14 protein-coding genes are annotated in these 20,922 nt (G+C 40.8%); 9 read left to right on the top strand and 5 right to left on the bottom strand.

Going from position 1 to position 20,922, the window contains the following annotated elements:
- Nucleotides 1–61 precede the first annotated feature (61 nt).
- The 8 genes from FTT77_RS05310 to FTT77_RS05275 all read left to right on the top strand — a co-directional run bounded on the left by FTT77_RS05310 (nucleotide 62) and on the right by FTT77_RS05275 (nucleotide 10,803).
- Nucleotides 62–358 carry a DUF4124 domain-containing protein gene (locus FTT77_RS05310; protein WP_373683082.1) on the top strand — a complete coding sequence of 99 codons (297 nt, stop codon included), beginning with the start codon at nucleotides 62–64 and terminating at the stop codon, nucleotides 356–358.
- A gap of 128 nt (nucleotides 359–486) precedes the next feature.
- Complete coding sequence (gene leuS, locus FTT77_RS05305; RefSeq protein WP_180109002.1) at nucleotides 487–3,108, top strand: leucine--tRNA ligase; 2,622 nt, start codon at nucleotides 487–489, stop codon at nucleotides 3,106–3,108.
- Between the two features lie 201 nt (nucleotides 3,109–3,309).
- Nucleotides 3,310–3,843: an LPS assembly lipoprotein LptE gene (gene lptE / locus FTT77_RS05300; protein WP_078192675.1), complete on the top strand. Its 534-nt coding sequence runs from the start codon at nucleotides 3,310–3,312 to the stop codon at nucleotides 3,841–3,843.
- Nucleotides 3,844–3,852: 9 nt separating this feature from the next.
- Nucleotides 3,853–4,836, top strand: a complete 984-nt coding sequence (gene holA, locus FTT77_RS05295) for a DNA polymerase III subunit delta (protein WP_180109003.1) — start codon at nucleotides 3,853–3,855, stop codon at nucleotides 4,834–4,836.
- Between the two features lie 136 nt (nucleotides 4,837–4,972).
- Complete coding sequence (locus FTT77_RS05290) at nucleotides 4,973–6,325, top strand: MacA family efflux pump subunit (protein ID WP_180109004.1); 1,353 nt, start codon at nucleotides 4,973–4,975, stop codon at nucleotides 6,323–6,325.
- 2 nt (nucleotides 6,326–6,327) lie between these two features.
- The gene (locus FTT77_RS05285) at nucleotides 6,328–8,307 is read left to right on the top strand and encodes a MacB family efflux pump subunit (protein ID WP_180109005.1); all 1,980 of its coding nucleotides are present in this window, start codon (nucleotides 6,328–6,330) and stop codon (nucleotides 8,305–8,307) included.
- 10 nt (nucleotides 8,308–8,317) lie between these two features.
- Nucleotides 8,318–9,721, top strand: a complete 1,404-nt coding sequence (locus FTT77_RS05280) for an efflux transporter outer membrane subunit (RefSeq protein WP_180007263.1) — start codon at nucleotides 8,318–8,320, stop codon at nucleotides 9,719–9,721.
- Nucleotides 9,722–9,852: 131 nt separating this feature from the next.
- Nucleotides 9,853–10,803: an SUMF1/EgtB/PvdO family nonheme iron enzyme gene (locus FTT77_RS05275; protein WP_180007204.1), complete on the top strand. Its 951-nt coding sequence runs from the start codon at nucleotides 9,853–9,855 to the stop codon at nucleotides 10,801–10,803.
- Between the two features lie 28 nt (nucleotides 10,804–10,831).
- On the opposite strand, the gene FTT77_RS05270 is transcribed toward FTT77_RS05275, so the two are convergent.
- From FTT77_RS05270 to FTT77_RS05255, 4 genes are all read right to left on the bottom strand, one after another.
- Nucleotides 10,832–13,924, bottom strand: a complete 3,093-nt coding sequence (locus FTT77_RS05270; protein ID WP_180025989.1) for a hypothetical protein — start codon at nucleotides 13,922–13,924, stop codon at nucleotides 10,832–10,834.
- A 13-nt stretch (nucleotides 13,925–13,937) separates the two neighbouring features.
- The gene (locus FTT77_RS05265) at nucleotides 13,938–16,712 is read right to left on the bottom strand and encodes a type VI secretion system Vgr family protein (protein WP_180109006.1); all 2,775 of its coding nucleotides are present in this window, start codon (nucleotides 16,710–16,712) and stop codon (nucleotides 13,938–13,940) included.
- 236 nt (nucleotides 16,713–16,948) lie between these two features.
- On the bottom strand, nucleotides 16,949–18,763 hold the full coding sequence (locus FTT77_RS05260; protein ID WP_180109007.1) for a tetratricopeptide repeat protein: 1,815 nt from the start codon (nucleotides 18,761–18,763) through the stop codon (nucleotides 16,949–16,951).
- Between the two features lie 115 nt (nucleotides 18,764–18,878).
- Nucleotides 18,879–19,649 (bottom strand): ThiF family adenylyltransferase, encoded by a 771-nt coding sequence (locus FTT77_RS05255; RefSeq protein ID WP_180041398.1) that lies wholly within the window; start codon nucleotides 19,647–19,649, stop codon nucleotides 18,879–18,881.
- A gap of 199 nt (nucleotides 19,650–19,848) precedes the next feature.
- Here FTT77_RS05255 and FTT77_RS05250 point away from each other — a divergent pair, with 199 nt between their 5' ends.
- Nucleotides 19,849–20,289 (top strand): GNAT family N-acetyltransferase, encoded by a 441-nt coding sequence (locus FTT77_RS05250; RefSeq protein ID WP_180041397.1) that lies wholly within the window; start codon nucleotides 19,849–19,851, stop codon nucleotides 20,287–20,289.
- A 56-nt stretch (nucleotides 20,290–20,345) separates the two neighbouring features.
- On the opposite strand, the gene orn is transcribed toward FTT77_RS05250, so the two are convergent.
- Nucleotides 20,346–20,903: an oligoribonuclease gene (gene orn / locus FTT77_RS05245; RefSeq protein ID WP_067763591.1), complete on the bottom strand. Its 558-nt coding sequence runs from the start codon at nucleotides 20,901–20,903 to the stop codon at nucleotides 20,346–20,348.
- Nucleotides 20,904–20,922: the final 19 nt, after the last annotated feature.

The following is a 20,922-nucleotide window of genomic DNA, read 5'->3' as shown; positions in this document are numbered from 1 at the left end:
CTTTGGGACTGAATTTATGATGAAGACGACGATTGCACGAACTGCCTGTATTTTATCTAGCATGGCGTTTTGCCTGACCAGTTTGGACCTTTCAGCGAAAGAATATTACAAATGGGTGGATGCTAAAGGTTCAACGCATTACACCACCACGCCACCGCCAAAAAATGCGCAGCGTAAAGGTAAAGTAAATACCTATGGCGCAACAACGACTACGCAATCAACTCCAGCAAAAAACCAAGAAGAGGTTTCACGTGAAGCCGAACAGTCGAATGAACAAAATGAGCAACAAGCAGAACAACAACGCGAAGCCAATGCAGCACTCCGCCAAGCTCAAGCGGTAGCTGCCGCAGCACAATAATTCATGCCAAAGTCCTGCTATATCGACTTAAATTATTTACATCTACACAGCATCGCAAAATTCACTCTAGGCGTATTTTGCGCTATGCTGTAGCACAAACTTTTTAACCGTTATTTCTATTTACGTTTATGACTACTCACATTGACCCTGAATATCAAGCCAGTGCGATTGAACCTACAGTCCAACAAGACTGGGAAAATCGCAAAGCCTTTAAAGTTGCCGACCAAGTAGAAGGACCACGTCGTTATATCCTCTCTATGTTCCCTTATCCAAGTGGCAAACTGCATATGGGTCATGTGCGTAACTACACCATTGGTGATGTGATCAGCCGTTTCCACCGTTTACAAGGTGAAACTGTGCTACAACCCATGGGTTGGGATGCTTTCGGCCTACCTGCTGAAAATGCGGCGATTGCCCATCAAGTCGCTCCTGCAAAATGGACTTTTGAAAACATTGATTACATGCGTAATCAGCTTAAAAAGTTAGGTCTTTCTGTAGATTGGGATCGTGAATTTGCAACTTGCACACCTGAATACTATCGCTGGGAACAATGGTTATTCGTACAGCTTTATAAAAAAGGTTTAATTTACCGTAAGCTTTCAACAGTGAACTGGGACCCAGTAGACCAAACTGTTTTAGCAAACGAACAAGTTGAAAATGGTCGTGGCTGGCGTTCTGGTGCATTGGTCGAAAAACGTGATATTCCAATGTACTACTTCCGCATCACTGACTATGCGCAAGAATTACTTGACGATTTAGAAACATTAAAAGACGGCTGGCCACAGCAAGTTTTAACCATGCAACGTAACTGGATTGGTCGCTCACAGGGTATGGAAATCACCTTCCCTTCAGCGAATCCAGATATTTACGCAGATGGTTTAACTGTATTTACCACTCGTGCTGACACCTTAATGGGTGTGACTTATGTTGCGGTTGCAGCAGAACATCCGATGGCACTTAAAGCTGCGGAAAACAATCCAGAGCTTGCTGCATTTATTGAAGAATGCCGTATGGGTTCTGTTGCTGAAGCAGACCTTGCGACTGCTGAAAAGAAAGGCATGGCAACAGGTTTGTCAGTTAAGCACCCAGTTACAGGTGAAGAAGTTCCTGTTTGGATCGCAAACTACGTCTTGATGTCTTACGGTTCAGGTGCGGTGATGGCGGTTCCATCACACGATGAACGTGACTTCGAATTTGCGAATAAATATGGCTTAACCATCAAGCAAGTGATTGATGCGAAAGGCGCAGATGATAGCGACTTCTCTGCGACAGAGTGGCAAGAATGGTATGGCTCTAAAGAAGGTAAATTGGTGAATTCAGGTGAATTTGACGGTTTAGATTTCCAAGGCGCATTCGATGCATTCCTTGCAAAACTTGAGCCTCAAAAGCTTGCAAATGTAAAAGTTCAATTCCGTTTACGTGACTGGGGTGTTTCTCGTCAGCGTTATTGGGGTTGTCCAATTCCTATGATCAACTGTGAAAAATGTGGTCAGGTTCCAGTACCTGAAGAACAACTTCCAGTTGTATTGCCAACGGACGTGGTTCCAGACGGTTCAGGCAATCCACTCAACAAAATGCCTGAGTTCTATGAAACCACTTGCCCATGCTGTGGTGGCGATGCTCGTCGTGAAACAGATACTTTGGATACCTTTGTAGAATCATCTTGGTACTATGCACGCTATGCATCTCCAGATTTCACTGACGGTATGGTGAAACCTGAAGCGGGTCAAACTTGGTTACCTGTGAACCAATACATCGGTGGTGTTGAACATGCGATTCTGCACTTACTCTATGCACGCTTCTTCCACAAATTGATGCGTGATGAAGGCGTCGTTCAAGGTAACGAACCATTCACTAACCTTTTAACACAAGGTATGGTGTTGGCTGATACGTACTACCGTGAAGCTGATTCAGGTAAGAAGACTTGGTTTAACCCTGCTGACATCGATTTAGAACGTGATGAAAAAGGCCGTATCATTTCTGCGAAATATCAAGGTGATGGTCAAGACGTCGTGGTTGGCGGTCAAGAAAAAATGTCGAAATCGAAAAACAACGGTATCGACCCGCAAGCGATTATTGATCAATACGGTGCAGATACTGCACGTGTATTCATGATGTTCGCTGCACCACCAGATCAATCACTAGAATGGTCTGACGCTGGTGTTGAAGGTGCAAACCGTTTCTTAAAACGTGTATGGCGCCTAGCAACAGGTTTCCTTGAACAAGGCAACTCTGCTGTAAACATCGACAAAGCGACACTTTCTACCGCTGCACAAGACTTACGTCGTAAAACACACGAAACCATTCAAAAAGTGGGTGATGACATTGCACGTCGTCATGCCTTCAACACTGCTATTGCAGCGATGATGGAACTTCTAAACGCAAACAATAAGTTTGAAGTAAAAGATGATAACGATGCAGCTGTTGCACGTGAATCAATCATTACCCTTCTAACTTTACTTGCTCCGTTTGCACCACATTTAAGCCAAACCTTATTGGCTGAGTTTGGTATCGAATTAACATCAGCACGCTTCCCTGCGGTAGATGAATCTGCGCTGACTCGCAATACACAAACGATTGTAGTGCAAGTGAACGGTAAACTTCGTGGCAAATTAGAAGTGTCTGTCGATGCCTCTAAAGATGACATTTTGGCACAAGCAAAAGCATTACCTGAAGTTCAACAATTCTTGACTGGTCCAACCAAGAAAGAAATTGTGGTGCCGAATAAATTAGTAAATTTGGTGGTTTAATTTAATCCCCCTAAATCCCCCTTTATAAAAGGGGGACTTCCCCCTCCCAACAAAAAATCGGATCTCCTCCCTTTTTTAAAGGGAGGTCGGGAGGGATTAAAAAACAATTCCCAAACAAAGCCCGTTGCGAGTCAACGGGCTTTGACTTTACAATCCACACAGGATTTCAACATTATCCCTTCGGGAAACAGAGGACACTTTATGCACTTGGTTCAACGTGTTGCTGCAATTGTATTAACTATGGGCCTGAGCGCAGGCATGGTCGGTTGTGGTTTTCATTTAAAAGGCACCAACCCTGCTGCTGTACCTGTAGCCTATTCCAATATGCGATTGGCACTTCCTGAAGATACGGATGACTTACATGAAAAGTTAGCGATTTATTTAGGTTCTGCAGGCGTGCAATTGAGCAATAATCAAAATGCCTATGTCTTACATGTGTTGGATTACACTCCACGACGTTTAGAACTCAATGGTAAATTGGTTGAAACTTTACTGCGCTTGAATGTGACATTCCAAATTGAAGATGCTCAAGGTAACCCTGTGACAGAACCACGTACATTGATGGCAACACGTAGCTACCAATACGACGTAGCAACCGTGAACACTGATGACCAAGAAGAAAAATATTTAAAACAAGTGATTATTGATGACATTGCACAACAGATCGTGCGCCAAATTTCATCAAACCGCTTACCAAAAGCGAATCCACTAACTGCACCGACCAAAGCTGAGTAAGAACCATCCATGAAACTTGACTATCTTCAGGCATTAAAACGTGTAGATGAAGCGCAAGGTGCCTGGGTGCTACATGGTCAAGAGCCATTACTTGAACAAAATCTCCTCGATGCATTTCGTAAGAGTTGGAACGCTAGAGAAATCGAGCGTCAACGGTATGACATTAGCTCTGCTGCTGATTGGAAAAATGTCTTTAATGCTTTAAATAGCTTGTCATTATTTTCCAGTCAACTGGCAATTGAGGCACATGGCAGCATTAAACCCGATGCCAATGGACTAAAACTGTTAAAAAGCTATTTACAGCAAAATGAAAGTAACTTGCTGCTCGTGGTCATGCCGAAGCAAGACAGTGCGAGTTTAAAGACCAGTTTTTTCCAAACCATTGATGCCAATGGAGTCAATGTTGCACTGACTGCAAACTACCCTAAAGATCGTCAGCAAATTTTGGCCGTTGAAGCACAAAAGCTTGGCATTCAACTCGCCAATGATGCTTGGCAATGGCTAGAACAGCATCATGAGCACAATTTACTGGCGGCAAAAAATAGTTTAATGCGTGTCGCAGATACTTTTCCTGAAGCAGAGATGATTCAGATTGATCATCTGTACTCTTGCTTACAAGATCAGTCACGCTACACCACCTATGATTTAAATGATGCCATGCTGCAAGGCAATTTGGCGCAATCAATTAAAATTTTTCAATACTTAATCGCTTCAGGCGAGCCGATGTCGCTGATTTTATGGAGTATCAGTAAGGAAATGCGTTTGCTGATGCAACTGTTTGAGCAGCCACAAAATGCCTTGCAAATCGGTATTTGGAAAACCAAAGTCGGGCTGTATCAACAAGCGTTACGCCGTTTAAATGCGAACGATTTTTTGACTTGGCCTGCCCTATTACTTCGTTTAGACGCGTCAATAAAAGGTTTAGGTCATGAAAATCCTGAGCACTTGGTACAACAAGCTATTGCCAGCTTGTGTGGGCGCAGACTCTTCTAGTCTAATAAAAGGCTGTAATAACTTGCATTCCAGTATAAAAGAATAATTATCATTACTGTTTGTTCAAAAAGTTCACAATTTATCCGTATTTAAATCTTATAATTCAATCATCTTTATAAACTTTTAACTGCCAATCATGACAAAAATAAAACCAGCAAAATTGATCGTAGCCATCATCGTTGCTTTGGCAATCGCTGTCACTGCATGGCATTTCCTAAAACCTAAAGAAACTCAGCCGCAATATATTACTGCTGAAGTGAGTCGTGGTGACATTGAAAACTCTGTGCTTGCAACAGGTGTACTTGAAGCAACCAAAATGGTGAGTGTTGGTGCACAGGTTTCTGGTCAGGTGAAAAAGATGTATGTGCAGCTCGGCGATGAAGTTAAACAAGGTCAGCTGATTGCCCGTATTGACTCGGTACGTCAGGAAAATGATTTAAAAACTGCAGAAGCTAGCATCAAAAACCAACAAGCGCAATTGGCAGTTAAACAAGCAAATCTTGCAAAAGTCCAAGCTGAATATAATCGTCAACAAGCAATGTACGCTCAAGACGCGACTAGTCGTGCAGAACTTGAATCTGCGCTAGCAAGTTATAAAACTGCGCAAGCTGATATTGCAGCCATTAATGCACAAATCGAACAATCACGTTTAACTTTAGCGACTGCAAAAGAAGACTTAGGCTATACACAAATTGTTGCACCTATGGATGGAACCATCGTGGCGATTGTGACTGAAGAAGGCCAAACCGTAAATGCCAACCAAAGTGCGCCAACCATTGTGAAATTGGCAAAACTCGACACCATGACCATTAAAGCTGAAATTTCTGAAGCCGATGTGATGAAAGTCCAAGAAGGTCAAAACGTTTATTTTACAACCTTGGGCGACAGTGAAACAAAACACTATGCTACCCTGCGCCAAGTTGAACCTGCGCCAAACTCAATTAACACCGAAAGTAACAACAACACCTCTTCGTCTTCAAGTACTGCGGTTTACTACAATGCGTTATTTGATGTCCCAAATGAAGACGGTAAATTGCGTATCGATATGACTGCTCAGGTGTATATCATTTTAGATGAAGCCAAGAATGTCTTGACTGTACCTGCCGCAGCCGTTCAAACCTCGAACCGTCCACAACGTAGCCGTAATAATGCATCTGCAAATGGTGAATCTGCTGATAAAAAAGCCAGCGCAGAAGCTAGATCGAACAAAGACAATCCAAACCGTCCTAAACGTTTAGAACTGACTGAAGCTGAAAAAGCATTGGTCAAACAAGGCAAAGCCAGCGTTGCCATGGTGCGTGTATTGCAAGCGGATGGTTCTGCACAACCTCAACCTGTATTACTTGGCTTAAACAACCGTGTGACCGCACAAGTGATCCGAGGCCTAAAACAAGGTGATAAAGTCGTGATTGCCGACGGTTCTGATACTTCAAATGATACAGCGAAACGCAGCAACCGTGGTGGTGCTGGCGGCCCAATGAGAATGTAATTATGAGTCAATATCAGACGCCTCTACTCGAGGTCAAGAATCTGACTCGTGAATTCCCTGCTGGTGAAAGCACAGTCCAGATTCTAAAAGGGGTCAATCTTGAGATTTACCCAGGTGAACTGGTGGCGATTGTAGGTCAGTCCGGTTCTGGTAAATCAACCCTAATGAACATTTTAGGTTGCCTAGATAAACCCACAAATGGCAGCTACAAAGTCAAAGGGCGCGAAACGCGTGAACTTGAACCAGATGAACTGGCACAGTTACGCCGTGAATATTTTGGCTTTATTTTCCAGCGCTATCACTTACTCGGTGATTTGAATGCTGCAGGTAACGTTGAAGTTCCCGCAATCTATGCCGGTGCAGATGCAACCGAACGCAATGCACGTGCCAAGCAACTACTAACCGATCTTGGACTGGGTGAAAAAACCCAAAACCGTCCGAGCCAACTCTCGGGTGGTCAGCAACAACGTGTATCGATTGCGCGTGCCCTCATGAATGGTGGTGATGTTATTCTTGCCGATGAACCCACCGGTGCATTGGATAAGAATAGTGGTATTGAAGTGATGCGGATTTTGCGCGAACTCAATGCCAAAGGTCATACCATTATTTTGGTCACGCACGACCATAATGTTGCAAAAAATGCGACTCGAATTATTGAAATTTCTGACGGTAATATCATCTCAGATCAGCCCAATGTACCTGAAACAGGTGATGAACCTTTAGAAAAACAACAACTCGTTCCAAACACACAGAAAAAAACTTCAAGCTGGCGCTCTGCCGTTGACCGTTTAGGTGAAGCATTCCGTATGGCGATCCTTGCCATGAATGCACACCGGATGCGTACATTTTTAACCATGCTCGGGATCATTATTGGTATCGCTTCTGTGGTTTCTGTTGTGGCTCTTGGGAATGGTTCGCAAAAGCAGATTTTAGAAAATATCAGCAGTTTAGGTACCAATACCATCACGGTGTATCAAGGTCGTGGATTTGGTGATAACTCAAGATCATCGCAAGTAAAAACATTGGTTCCAGCCGATGCGACGGCCCTTGCGGAACAACCTTATGTCGATGGCGTTAGTCCTTCAGTCAATTCATCTGTTACAACACGTTTTAAAGACACAGAAGCGTCGACCACAGTGAATGGCGTGAGTGAAGATTTCTTCTATGTCAAAGGAATGAACTTCGCTTCGGGTCAACCTTTTGATAAAGAAAGCGTGACTGAGCAAGCGCAAGATGTGGTGATTGATAGTAATACTAAAAATACTTTCTTTGCCGATGGCACCAACCCTGTGGGTCAAGTCATTTTGTTAGGCAGTGTGCCGAGCCGTATCATTGGCGTGATCGAAGAACAAAAAAGCATGATGGGCAACTCAGATAGCCTGAATGTGTATTTACCCTATTCAACGGTCATGAGTCGTATGTTAGGTCAGTCGAATGTACGTAGCATCATTGTCCGAGTGAAAGATGAATATCCAAGTGCTGCTGCTGAGAACGCCATCTTAAGCTTATTGGTACAACGTCATGGCGCGCAAGATGTCTTTACACAGAACTCCGATAGTATCCGCGAAACCATTCAACAAACCACGGCAACAATGACCCTATTAGTGTCTGCGATTGCCGTGATTTCATTGGTCGTCGGTGGTATTGGGGTCATGAACATTATGTTGGTTTCTGTGACTGAACGTACCCAAGAAATTGGTGTGCGTATGGCCGTGGGTGCACGTCAAAGTGACATTCTGCAACAGTTCCTGATTGAGGCGGTGTTGGTGTGTATCTTAGGCGGTGTGCTTGGGGTTTTATTATCTTTAGGTATTGGACAATTGATTAGTCATTTTGCCGGTGGAACATTTCAAATGGCCTATTCAACGACGTCTATCGTTGCTGCATTTGTCTGCTCAAGTATGATTGGTATTGTGTTTGGCTTTATTCCTGCACGTAATGCCGCACAGCTTAACCCTGTCGATGCGCTTTCTCGCGAATAAGGAATTAATGATGCAAATGACCTTAACTAAACTTGCAAGTGCCTTCATTCTCGGAAGTAGCTTAGTCGGCTGTGCCGCTGTGGTTAAAACGCCGTACGAAGCTCCTGCAACACAAATTCCGACGCAATTTCAAAATGCGAAAGCCATGAGTCAGCAAGTTCATGCAGATACTTATGCTGACCAATGGTGGACATTGTTTAATGATGCTCAATTGAACCAGTTGGTGAATCAAGTTTTAGCTGCCAATACTGACCTTGCTGTTGCAGGTATTAATTTACAGCAAGCTCGGCTACAAGCAGGTTTAGCTGAAAATAAACAAGGGCCACGCGTGAGTTCAAGTGTTTCAACTGGACATAACTTTGACCTTAATTCAGGTGATGATTCCTCAAAAGGTGTATCACTCAGCGGTGGCGTCAGTTATGAAGTAGATTTATTTGGTCGTTTGGCTAGCCAGACTGAAGCAGCAAAGTGGGAAGCTTTAGCGACTGAACAAGACCTGCAAGCCACTGCCCAAAGCTTGATTGCAACAACAGCAAACCTATATTGGCAACTTGGCTATTTAAATGAGCGCTACAGTATTGCGCAGCAAAATTTGGCCAGTACGCAAAAAACCTATGACTTGGTCAAGGTGCAATATAAAGCTGGCGCTGTGTCAGGTTTAGATCTAACCCAAGCAGAACAGTCGGTCCAAAGTCAAAAATCGACCTTAAGCCAAATTGCCCAACAAAAAGTGGAAACACGCACTGCATTGGCTGTGTTGTTACATCAACCTGTGCAACAACTGAATATTTCAGAGCCGCAGCGTTTACCTCGAATTGCATTACCTACGATTGCTGCAGGTTTACCTGCCGAGTTGTTGTCTCGCCGTCCAGATTTACAAGCGAGCGAATTAAGATTACGTAAAGCTTTGGCAAATAAAGATGCAACGAAAGCGAGTTACTATCCTTCGATTAGTTTGACTGGCAATTTAGGATCGAGCAGTACCTCTTTGAGTAATTTATTACAAAACCCTGCTTTGGCTTTGGGTGCAAGTTTAAGTTTACCTTTCTTGCAATATAACGATATGAAGAAAGACCTTGCGATTAGCGATTTAGATTATGAAAAATCTATTATTCAATATCGTCAGACCTTGTATCAGGCTTTTGCCGATGTGGAAAATGCACTATCCAATCGTACTGAGTTAAGTCAACAAGTTGCTTTGCAAGAGCGTAATGTACAGCTTGCAGAAAAGACTGAGCGTTTGACTGAAGTACGTTATCGAAATGGTGCAATTGCGTTGAAAAACTTGCTAGATGCACAGGAGACCACACGTAATGCGCGACTGTCTTTGGTTCAAACCAAACAGAGTCAATATAATGCTTATGTAACTTTAATGCAGGCGTTGGGTGGCAGTCCGATTCAACAGTTACCTTGATTTATATAAAAAAAGCCCTGAGGGGCTTTTTTTACATCTAAAGGGTTTAAATAACAAAAACTCTCTTTTTGAGATATTAAATTTGCTTTATTCTTTGGCAATATTTTAACAACTCTATAATTTTTAAGAATATGATCAATCAAAACCTAGCCATTATTTTACTATCAACCTTTGCTTTAAGTGCATGCGCAAAAACTACCAACGAGACTCAAGCACCTTCTAATCATCAAAATAATGCTTCTCCCGAATTACAAGCACAAATTCAAAAATTGCTAGAAAAAACCAAAAAGAATATGATTTTTGTGGAAGGTGGTACTTTTATGATGGGGGATTTTGATCATTATGACAGCAAGATTGATAGCAAACCTGTTCACAAAGTAACTCTAGATAGCTTTAGCATGTCTGCTTATAAAGCCACCTATGCAGATTTAGACATATACAGCGCTGCAACCAATACCCCTAAAGTAGGCTCAACCGAGTCTCACTCTTCACAATTTAGATATCCTGTTTCTTCTGCAGGTGTTTCTTGGCAAGAGGGACGAAATTATTGCCAATGGTTAGGTACACAACTAAAACTTGACATAGACCTCCCGACCGAAGCTCAGTGGGAATATGCTGCCCGCAATAAAGGCCAAAAGATTCATTTTCCAACCAATACAGGAAAAATCGAAAATGGCGTAAATGTATGGAGTTTTAAACAGCGACAAGCATTATTTCATGAATTTAAGTCTATTGGTGCTGAAATTTCTGTAATAGGCAGATACCCAGCTTCAGCACTAGGTTTTTATGATTTAATTACAGACAACTATGAATGGATGCTTGATTGGTATGCAGCAGATTATTATCAACATTCCCCTGAAAAAAACCCGAAAGGCCCTAAAGCAGGAACTGAGAAAGTCCTCCGTAGTGCTAAACCTCTAGATGGCCAAACCTTGCAGATGGGGGAGGGTTTAACTGTACGGCGTAGTCATACTCACCCTATTCAACCAGTAGATTTCCCTGAAAGATTTAAGGGAGTAATCAATCCAAACTTTGACAACTCTGTACGCTGTGTAGTAAACCAAACTAAAAAGATTCTATAGTCTAACGTAACGTTCAGCTCTATCAAGCTCAAGCTTGATAGAGCTGTATGTCCTTGTCGTCAAATGGAGCTAAAATATCTAAATTTGTAGCTAAAATTGCGTCGTTATCTGCATAACCATTCATATAATCCAACTGTTTAAATTGCATATCATCTTGATTTTTTACAATTAAATGATTCAAAGGGTAACCTTGTATCGGTTTTGCCTGCTTACGGTATTTAAGGAAATCTTTTAACCATTGGTTCTCTCGACCACCTGCATAATCTCCCCCGGAATTGAGTGCAATAATAATATCTTCAGCAATACTGACATCTTCGCCATAGTTTAAAAAGCGAATAATATCCCCTTCAATTTTTTGCATATTACTTTTGGACTGGGTTTTAGCACGAGGATGCACATGTTGAATGACATTCATCCATTCCTGAGTGGAGATACAGGTTTTAAATATATTAATAATGGCATTTTTCCGTGTTACAAAACGGTTAATCTCTACATCTAAACCACTCATGCTAATCGTCATATCAAATAAAGAAGCTGTACGAGTTGTCCAGTGTGTTACCCCATAGATCAATATCCCCTTGGTTTCAGGTGAGGCAATGACTAAACCATCTAAACCACTAGGTGAGTTGATATTCATAGCGGCTCTATAACGTTGTTGATCAGAAGAAAGGCCACTTATCCAAACACTAAAATCAATGACTAATTCATTAACATTTTGTGTCAAAGGATGATTATCTCCAATACAATAAGCTAATATTTGCGCTAATGCAGTGAAAGCTAATTCATTAATATATAAAAGCTGTTTAAATGACGCTTGTAATAATTGACTTTTTACAAACAGCGCAAAATACCACATTTGCTTGAAATCAACTTCAAAGTCTAAAGCTCCCTTTGCCCCGATCCCCCAACATACATGCAAAGCCACACGAAATTTAAATTTTCCACCTTCAAGAAATATTTGAAATTTCCCCTCAAACCCTCCACCAATACTTCCACCCACCGTCGGTGCTGCAGAGGCCAAATTAACAAACTTAGCTGGACTCTCTGTCTTATCGTTATACCACTCTATAGAGCCTAAAGCAGTAACACCCATTTGGGCTCCACCAAATGCTTTTACTTCAGCTGTCACTTGATTTTCTGTTGTTTTGTCAAAATCAGCATCATCAGGCTTTAAAATACCGCGGGAAGTAGCATTAGTACGCCTTGGTGTCCGTGTCGTAGGATAAACAACTTGAGGCGCACCAACAGTCATTGGCAAATCAACCGATAAATTACCTGCCAATCCAATATTTGCACCAGCAAAACCATGTAAACTACAACCGCGAATAAAGCGAATAGTACCTAGTGCCATATCTCCGACCTCTAGATTCCAACCATTTTCACTTGGATAAAAGCTTCTCCATTCTTTTTGCTTTTCAAATAATACAAATTTTGCAGAGAGATCGCCTTTTGCTCTAATTGAAGTTCCTTTATTAGTCGCATGTATTGAAGCTTCACCTCCATTTCCAGCAACTAAGCGCATCCATTGCGACTCAACACTAACATTGACCCCATTACTATTTTTATATTGTTCTGCAATTTCTCCACCAATCCCACCTATCATGTCGTAGATAACTTTTTCATCATCACCAAATTTCTTTTTATAAATTTCTACGCTTAGTTGCTCTTTTAAATCATCGAAGCTTTTCTTCATATCTAGTAAGTCAATTTCTATATCACCATCTTCTTCATAATTCCTAGATTTAATCGCAGCAGTTTTTATTTTTATTTTTGATTCACCATTTAGTCGCTTTGACTTTAATTGATCATATTCCTTCGCCGTTAAATATTTTCTTAATAGTTGTTTTTCCCCTGTTTTAGTATCTCCTTTGGTTTCTAAAACCAAAACTTCTCGCAAATCTGCTTTATTTCCAAATTTTTCATTTAATTTTTCTATTGCTTTTTGTTGATTAATATTTAATCTTTTTTCAATTTCTTCAATTTCAGCAGTAGACTTAGCAGTAGAGCTAGATAAATAGTTCATTTTTTCATCTAATTCATATTTTGTACGATGTATATTTTTTATAGAATCTTCTAAGTCACGCGTTATTTTTTCAAATGTATCGAAAGCATCCTGAGGTAATATTAACAATTCATCAGTATGAGGATTTACTACAATTGGTATTTTTTTAGCTTTACCTAAGCCGACAGTAGTATTTTCATTCGGGCTGCTCCCACCGATTGCTACACCTATACGAATTTGATTAATTTGATTTTTATCAATACAAGTGATCGAGGGAAAAAATTCACTCTCTTTATCTTGATTTCCTATTTTATATTTAACCTGACTACTTTTGGTAGTGAATGCAATTCCTGTTACCCCATTTTTTTCAGCACTCTTTGGAAAATTGTTTAAAATTGGCTTCTTATTATTTTTCTCAAATACTTGATATTGAATATTAGATATAGGTTTTGACTGTGAATTCATAAACTGAAAAACAGAATACGTCTTCAAGAAAAATACCTTAGCTTTATAAATTTTTTTTGTACATTTCTTTTTATATTCAATATAATTATTGCCTAAATCTTTAAGTGACCGTTCAAATGGTTCAATCAAACCATTACTATTACTTAAGTTTTTATTTTTCAGTATTTCTGCAAATTTTGGGTCTATTGGCTTACTACCCGATAATTCAAAAACTGATTTTTGAATGTTAATTTTTCCGATACCATTGTTTGAAAAAATTCCCTTCGTAGAATTCTCTTTCATTACTTTTATTGTATTTCTTAATTCTTTCTTTCTTAATTCATATTTCTGTTCACTTGGAAATTTAGAGTTTTCAAGTAACTTCTCTTCATCAATGACAATAATATTACTTACATCACTTTTAGAAAATAATGGGATCATCCATTCACTTTTAGCTGAATAAGGACTCTTAAATCCATAAACAAAAAATCTTAGTTGGCAAATACTCTCTACTATTACATTTTTTGTTTGCCCATTTTCATCAGTTACATCCTGTAGCTCTTTTACTACTTTGTTATTTTGTACTATTTGTACTTTATATTTTACTTTAGAGAGCGCTCCACCCCCCTGCTTACTAAGCTGAATTTTATTATCAATAACGTAATATTTATCCATTTTCTTATCCAATTTAGTTATTTTGCAAAATTTTATATTTTGAAGCGTCTTTATCTGAAATATGCACACCTATTCGCTCTGGACCATCAGTTTCGAATCTTTCCGTTTTACCATTAGCATCAGTCTTACCAATTTTTTGCGTACCATCAGATTTAAAAACTACATATTCAACACCTTGTCCTGGCTTACCAAATTCATCGACAATTTCAAATGTTAAGTAACAAGGTGACGAATTTAATTTAATTGGTGGAACCTCCACCTTTTCCCCTTCCACAAACTTATGCTGCCCCGCTTTCGCTTCAAACTTGCCACCCGTAGTCGGAAACACACCTGAACCATTTATTTTGATCTGTGAACCACCCGCAGTTAAATTAACCTCTTTAGGGCTGGTGATATAAACCGTATCTTCAGTAGAAACAATTTGAATGCCTTTACGTGCAATTAGATCGAGTCCATCACCTTGTGCCTGAATTTCAACTTTGCCTTTGCCAGCAAATGCACGTAAACCATCTTGTGCTGCAAATAAACTGATTTTTTTACCTGCATGGCCAATTAAGGATTTTTGCGTGGAAATATTCATACTATCGCCTGCAGTTTGGCTGATTTGACCATTTGCAGATACATGTATATCTTCATTACTGCTTAAAGCAATCGAATTGGGTGTGGCCAAGACCATAATGGCTGATTTAAACTCGGCAGCTTTTTGCTGATCATCCTGACTTAATATCTCAATAAAGGCTTGAAGACTCTCTAAAACTTCAAGCGGGTCGGTCTGTTGGTTTTTCGCTACATCACTCAGCCCTTTAGCATTATTCAATGCGCTTTCGATTTGAGTATGGGCTTCATTGCTCGCTAAATGCACCCCACCTGCCTGTGCTTGCTGATGTGTCGACACCAATAAACCTTGTCCAGCTCGAACTGCCCCCCATTGATCCGTCCTCAGCTCAAAACCTTCACCCCGACTTTCACTCTCAACCTTTTCTTTAGGATGACTTAAATGACCTAAATTCAGTTGTGTTGCACCATGGCTACTTTGCAACTGCGTACTAATTTGTCCCGTGGTGTCATCAAAGCGTAATTGACCAAATCCCTCTCCCGCCACTTCTTTAGAACGAATTCCCGCGAGTTTTTTGGTATCTGGTAATTGTCCTTTATTGTCAAATTTAGTGGGACTACGCTGCGCTTCATGAATACGACCCACGACAAAAGGTCGGTCAATGTTGCCATCAAAGAAATCAACGACAACTATTTCACCAATTCGAGGTAAGAAGCGTGCGCCATAACCTTCGCCGGCCCAAGGCGTCAGTACATCAACCCAAGCCGAGTCTGTGTCATTATTATTCGCACCTGCACCGCCATCATGACCATGATCATCGGAACGGGTAAATAGGAAACGGACTTTTATCCGTCCCCATTCATCAACATGGATTTCTTCACCAGCAGGACCCACAACTTTAGCACGCTGTGGATGTGTTACTGGTCGATGTGTGAGCGGATTAAATTCAGGGACGGTCGTTATATTTCGACGTTGCAAAGCCAAGGTATTGGCTTGGCGTTCATCCGCATCGCTTTGTTTGACTTGCCACTGACTTTGATGGATCAGTTGTGTAACTTGATCGGTTAAGTCTTTGGGTAAATTATTTTGGTTATAAAAAGACTTGGATAAAATCAAAAACTCTTGATCTGCACCACTATGCTGGTCAATCTCTGGATGCTCATCCAATTTGAACCAATAACCAACTTGTGTATCACGCACGGTACTTTTAGCAATAAATTGTTTGGCTTGAGCCGCATAATAATCACTAAAATTTTGATTGAGACGTTCAACTTGAGCACTATTAGAGGCAGTTGCAGCATCTTCACCATTCAGATCTTGTATCCATGCAGGGCTCACATGCCATGCCTGCTCTAAGCTTAAGCTCGCATTATCTTGATTTTGACTATGTAGGTGCTTGCTTTGTACTGCACCACCCCCCTCGTCCTGTTCAAGCACATCCGCCTGCCACCGCTGCACATGTACCGACGTCGGCTGCAGACTGCGCTGACCGATAAAACTGGTCATACTGTCATTTTTTTCAGTCGCACTACTGCGATGAAAACGGATATTACGTCGCTCCAAAGCTTGATATTGACTATTATCATCAATCAAACGTAGCTTTTGAGCTGCTATGGGTGTCGCAGACGATGTTACAAAAGATTGAGCTTCATCAACCAACCAATGAATGCCTTCACTGCGTAATAAGCGGGTAATAAAATCATAGTCGGTTTCATTACTTTGCATCATGAATGGTCGAACATCATACTCTTTTTTTAAGCCACTTAAGTCCAAACTTAAGCTCGCTGCAAAAAGTGGGCTCTTTTTTTGCCATTCTTTAAAAATAATCTCGACCACATCTTTGACCGATTTATTCATAAACACACGGCTATTACGACGCTTATACCACAATGCCGTTGCATCTTCTAAGGTCAACTTATATAGCGTTAATGCACCATCACTTTGGCCTTGAAATGCTTCAGTAATGATCCCGGTAATACGAAAAAGTTGCCCCGCATCGGTCACCTGATCAATTGCGACTTGTGTGCCAATAAATTGTTTCAGTTCGAGCGTGGCAGAAGTTGAGAGACAGATGAGCTGAACATTCAAACCTTCACTTAAGGCATGTTCCCCATCAATGCGTTGTAAAAATACCGCCTGATTTAATGTCGAATTTGAAAATTGAATGTGCAAAGCACGTTTTTGTGGACTAATGCCCAATTTTTCAATTGCAGAATATATATTGTTCAGCATCGTTATTATCTAAAATCAGATTTTTATAAAATATGCGGGGTATTTAATCAAAAAAACTCATATTTTTCTAGGCATAAACTGCCTGCTTTGTTGGGTTTTATGTAAGTAAAAATTCAAATTTCCACATTAATTCTTTATGTTATGTTTACTCTATTTATTTCTGCATTAAAAAAATATAGAGACCATCAAACTAAACTTCAGGTCTCTTCATATTACCTTACTGCTTTGCATCACGATTAATTGGCATTTAAAAATGCGTGAATATTCTCCAATTGTTCTTGTGCTTCGACATAGCCTTGCAAGGCCGCTTTTTCCAAATATTGCTGTGCAATTTTAAGATCACGCTCTACGCCCATGCCATGAATATATAAATAGCCCAATCGCGTTAACGCCACAGCATTCATCCCCTGAGCCGCTTGTGCATAATAGCTATGCGCTTGGGTTAAATCTTGCTGTACACCTAAACCATGTTCTGACATTTCACCAAGCTGGTACAAGGCAGTCACATTTCCTAATCCCGCCGCTTGCGAGAAATACTGCAACGCTTGTTGGAAATCTTGTGTTCCCCATTGTCCTTTTAAATTAACTAGACCTAGTTGCGTGAGTGCATCAGGATGACCTAATTTTGCCGCTTTCAACAATGCCCGCTGTGTTTGAGCATCATCAAATTGTAGATCAGGTAAGATATTGTCCACGGCTAAACGGTAGAGATACCAAGCAGCATCCTGCGAACCTTGTTCTGCGGCTTTTTCCAGATAACTCAAACAGTAATCACGATGTGCTAATGGATACTCTGGCAATGCATAAAAACGTCCAATCACATAGTTTTGATCGGCGACACAAGTAATGGACATATCATTTAAGTGTCTTGCCGCTTCAACTAAAAGTTGCTGCGCTTGCTTGATATTTCGCTCAACACCGACGCCGTGTAGATAGCATAGGGCCAAACCAACTTGGTTAATGAATAATGGTTTGAATTGATACGCTGTTTGATATAACTCAAATGCTTTTTGCGGATCATCACGAACCAAATACTTTTCAAAATACAGTGCGGCAATAAGACTAATCGCTTCAGCATCTTTAAGTTGAGCAGCTTCGGTCAGAAAGCGAAAACCTAAAGTTTCCTGCTTCTCCAAGTACCAACCATGAAAATGTGCAATACCTAATAATCGGCTGGCTGCAGCAACTTTGTGCTCTTTGGCCTGCTGCAAAAGATCATGATAAACCCGCTGACGCTGATCGACATCGATCTTACCCATCAATACTGCTTGATAATATTCATACAACTGCTGCTGGTGCCCGAGTAGCAATCCTCGCTTTAAATATTGCAATGACTTTTCATCATTTTGCGCAAGATACTTTCCTTGAGCATAGAACTGCTGCAATTGCTGAATAGCCGCCATATGATCTTGTTGGGCAGCTTTCAGTAAATATTCCAATCCTAGAGCAATATTTGGCGTGGCTTGTTTTAAATAGAACTGTGCCAATTGATACTGTGAATTGGCATGTCCATTGTCCGCATTTTTTTGCAACAAATCTAAATGTTGCCGCTCGGCATGTGTTTGATCTTCTGGGTTTAATTCGGCGAGTCGATATTGTGCATCCAAATGACCGCGTGAAATCGCATGTCGATACCAATATTGTGCTTTCTCAATATTGGGCACTCCGCCATAGATACCTTCTTCAACTTGCCCCAACACATATGCAGCATCATCACTGCCTAAACTATTGGCTTTTTCCAATAAAGCCAGCGCATTTTCCACACTGACTTCTCGGCCTAAGCCTTGTAAATGCATCTGCCCCATAGCGACATAGGCCTGCGGAATTTCATGCTGTTTGGCCAAATTTTGATACAATTCATAGGCACGCGCATAGTCGGTTGGTGCATCAAGCATTAAACGTTCTGCGAATTTCAGCTGCGCATCTAATTGGTCTATCCACAAGTCATGCCCAACCGCTTTAGCCTGATCGCGTTTCACTGGATCGGGTCTTTTCCACATCCAAAACGCAAGTACTCCCATCCCCAAAATTAGTATCAGTAAAAACCACATACTCGCCCCAAAAAAATCAATATTTTAATTATTCCAACATTGTGTCTGATTTTAATTCTATATACAAAAAAAGCACCGAATTCGGTGCTTTATTTTTTTCAAAATGAGATAACTGTCATGCTTTTGCTCGTTTTGCATCAAGTTTTTTGAGCACCTCTGACACAGCCACCATCGCAAAGCTGGACGTCACCACTACTGCTGAACCATATCCACCACAACGTAAGCCCGCACTTGGACAAACATCAGCACTGGAAAATGGATTATCAATCGAATAAACACAGGTAATCCCAAACTTTTCTTTCGGCTTTTTACAAATGCCTTTGCAGCGTAATTGTGTGCGCAATTTAGCTAACATCGGGTCTTGCTCTGTTCTTGATAAATCTGCGACTCGGATTTTCAGCGGATCAAGTTTACCCCCTGCTCCACCGGAAACGATCAACGGAATTTTATTAAAACGGCAATGTAGCATTAAGGCAAATTTGGCCTTCACATCATCTATGCAATCTAAAATCAAGTCAGGATCACCTGCCAAAATTTCTTTGACATTTTCAGGTGTTAAGTAATCATCAATTAAATTTATTTTGATTCGGGGATTAATCGCACGGCAGCGCTCTGCCATCACTTCAATTTTTTCATGTCCCAGTGTCGTGCTCATGGCAGGCAATTGTCGATTAATATTCGATGCAGCAACTACATCCATATCGACCAAGGTTAGCTCACCAATACCTGTACGCGCTAAAGCTTCGACCGCCCATGAGCCTACACCACCAATCCCAATCACCATGACATGACTTTTTTCATAATGATGAAAACTTTCATCACTATATATTTTGGCTACGCCAGCAAAACGGCGGTCATATTCATCATCTTGGAGCAGTTCAGTCATAGGTCTGGAGGCAGTGTTAAATCAGCCGCCATTTTAGCAAATTCACTGCTTTTTTTCTTTGATAAAACGCAATTCAGCATACATCGCAATAGAGCGGCATTCGCATCAGGTCTAAATCCATCAAAATAAACATTTACAGCGAACGGAGGTCTGCTTTAAAAAGTATAACCATAGATCAAAAAATCAAGTGTGTATTGCCATGGAGATCCATCCTCTGCCAAATAATTTAAAAATTACAGATGACAAAAATAAAATGGATTTAGACACAGTGCATCGCTTTTTAAGCCATACCTATTGGTCAAAAGATATTCCAAAACATGTGGTGAAAAAAGCGATTGAAAACTCTTTGGCCGTGGCCTTACTTCTCGATGAAGAACTCATCGGTTTTGGTCGTGCCATTACGGATTATGCAACTTTTGCTTATTTAGCCGATATTTATGTCGCCGATGAGCATAGAGGCAAAGGCTATTCAAAATTAATTGTGAGTACTTTATTTGAAAAATGTGGCTCCGCAGATCTAAGACGCATGTTGCTTGCGACGGCGGATGCACATGGTTTATATCGTCAATTTGGCTTTACCGATTTGGCTCAACCTGCAAATTTTCTCGAGATTCATCAAGCCAACATCTACCAAAGATAGAGAAAATATCTCGGATAAAAAAAAGAGGCTTTCGCCTCTTTTTCGATCTTACAACCTTAGTCTTTATTCATAATAAAGAAATATTCACGGTAGTATTTGAGCTCTGCAATCGAGTCACGGATATCATCCATTGCTAAATGCGAGGCATTTTTCTTCAAGCCCCCCATGATCTCTGGGCGCCAGCGTTTCGCCAATTCTTTCACTGATGATACATCGAGATTACGGTAGTGGAAGTATTGTTCCATTTCAGGCATCAAACGATGCAAGAAACGACGATCTTGGCAAATTGAGTTACCACACATTGGTGATGATTTTGGATTCACCCATTTTTTCAAAAATTCTAAAGTTTGCTGTTCAGCATCTTGTGCTGTTAATTTACTACGACGTACACGTTCGATTAGGCCTGATTGACCATGTTGGCGAGTATTCCATTCATCCATCGCATTGAGCACACGGTCAGACTGATGTACCGCAAGCACAGGCCCTTCCGCCAGAATATTTAAATTATCATCCGTCACAATTGTTGCAACTTCAATAATCTGGTCGTTATCTGTATCTAGACCTGTCATTTCAAGGTCAATCCAAATCAGGCGTGTATCAGGTGTGCTGCTCATAAATGTGCAATCTTATTAG

This window comes from Acinetobacter sp. YH01010, from assembly GCF_013420775.1.
GTDB lineage: Bacteria > Pseudomonadota > Gammaproteobacteria > Pseudomonadales > Moraxellaceae > Acinetobacter > Acinetobacter amyesii.
The sequence above is the reverse complement of the archived record's forward strand: the minus strand, read 5'-3'. Positions and strand labels throughout refer to the sequence as shown.

Excerpts from the sequence above, each read along its gene's own strand:
- FTT77_RS05310 (WP_373683082.1), top strand. The coding sequence starts at position 62 with ATGGCGTTTTGCCTGACCAGTTTGGACCTTTCAGCGAAAGAATATTAC.
- leuS (WP_180109002.1), top strand. The coding sequence starts at position 487 with ATGACTACTCACATTGACCCTGAATATCAAGCCAGTGCGATTGAACCT.
- lptE (WP_078192675.1), top strand. The coding sequence starts at position 3,310 with ATGCACTTGGTTCAACGTGTTGCTGCAATTGTATTAACTATGGGCCTG.
- holA (WP_180109003.1), top strand. The coding sequence starts at position 3,853 with ATGAAACTTGACTATCTTCAGGCATTAAAACGTGTAGATGAAGCGCAA.
- FTT77_RS05290 (WP_180109004.1), top strand. The coding sequence starts at position 4,973 with ATGACAAAAATAAAACCAGCAAAATTGATCGTAGCCATCATCGTTGCT.
- FTT77_RS05285 (WP_180109005.1), top strand. The coding sequence starts at position 6,328 with ATGAGTCAATATCAGACGCCTCTACTCGAGGTCAAGAATCTGACTCGT.
- FTT77_RS05280 (WP_180007263.1), top strand. The coding sequence starts at position 8,318 with ATGCAAATGACCTTAACTAAACTTGCAAGTGCCTTCATTCTCGGAAGT.
- FTT77_RS05275 (WP_180007204.1), top strand. The coding sequence starts at position 9,853 with ATGATCAATCAAAACCTAGCCATTATTTTACTATCAACCTTTGCTTTA.
- FTT77_RS05270 (WP_180025989.1), bottom strand. The coding sequence starts at position 13,924 with ATGGATAAATATTACGTTATTGATAATAAAATTCAGCTTAGTAAGCAG.
- FTT77_RS05265 (WP_180109006.1), bottom strand. The coding sequence starts at position 16,712 with ATGCTGAACAATATATATTCTGCAATTGAAAAATTGGGCATTAGTCCA.
- FTT77_RS05260 (WP_180109007.1), bottom strand. The coding sequence starts at position 18,763 with ATGTGGTTTTTACTGATACTAATTTTGGGGATGGGAGTACTTGCGTTT.
- FTT77_RS05255 (WP_180041398.1), bottom strand. The coding sequence starts at position 19,649 with ATGACTGAACTGCTCCAAGATGATGAATATGACCGCCGTTTTGCTGGC.
- FTT77_RS05250 (WP_180041397.1), top strand. The coding sequence starts at position 19,849 with ATGGAGATCCATCCTCTGCCAAATAATTTAAAAATTACAGATGACAAA.
- orn (WP_067763591.1), bottom strand. The coding sequence starts at position 20,903 with ATGAGCAGCACACCTGATACACGCCTGATTTGGATTGACCTTGAAATG.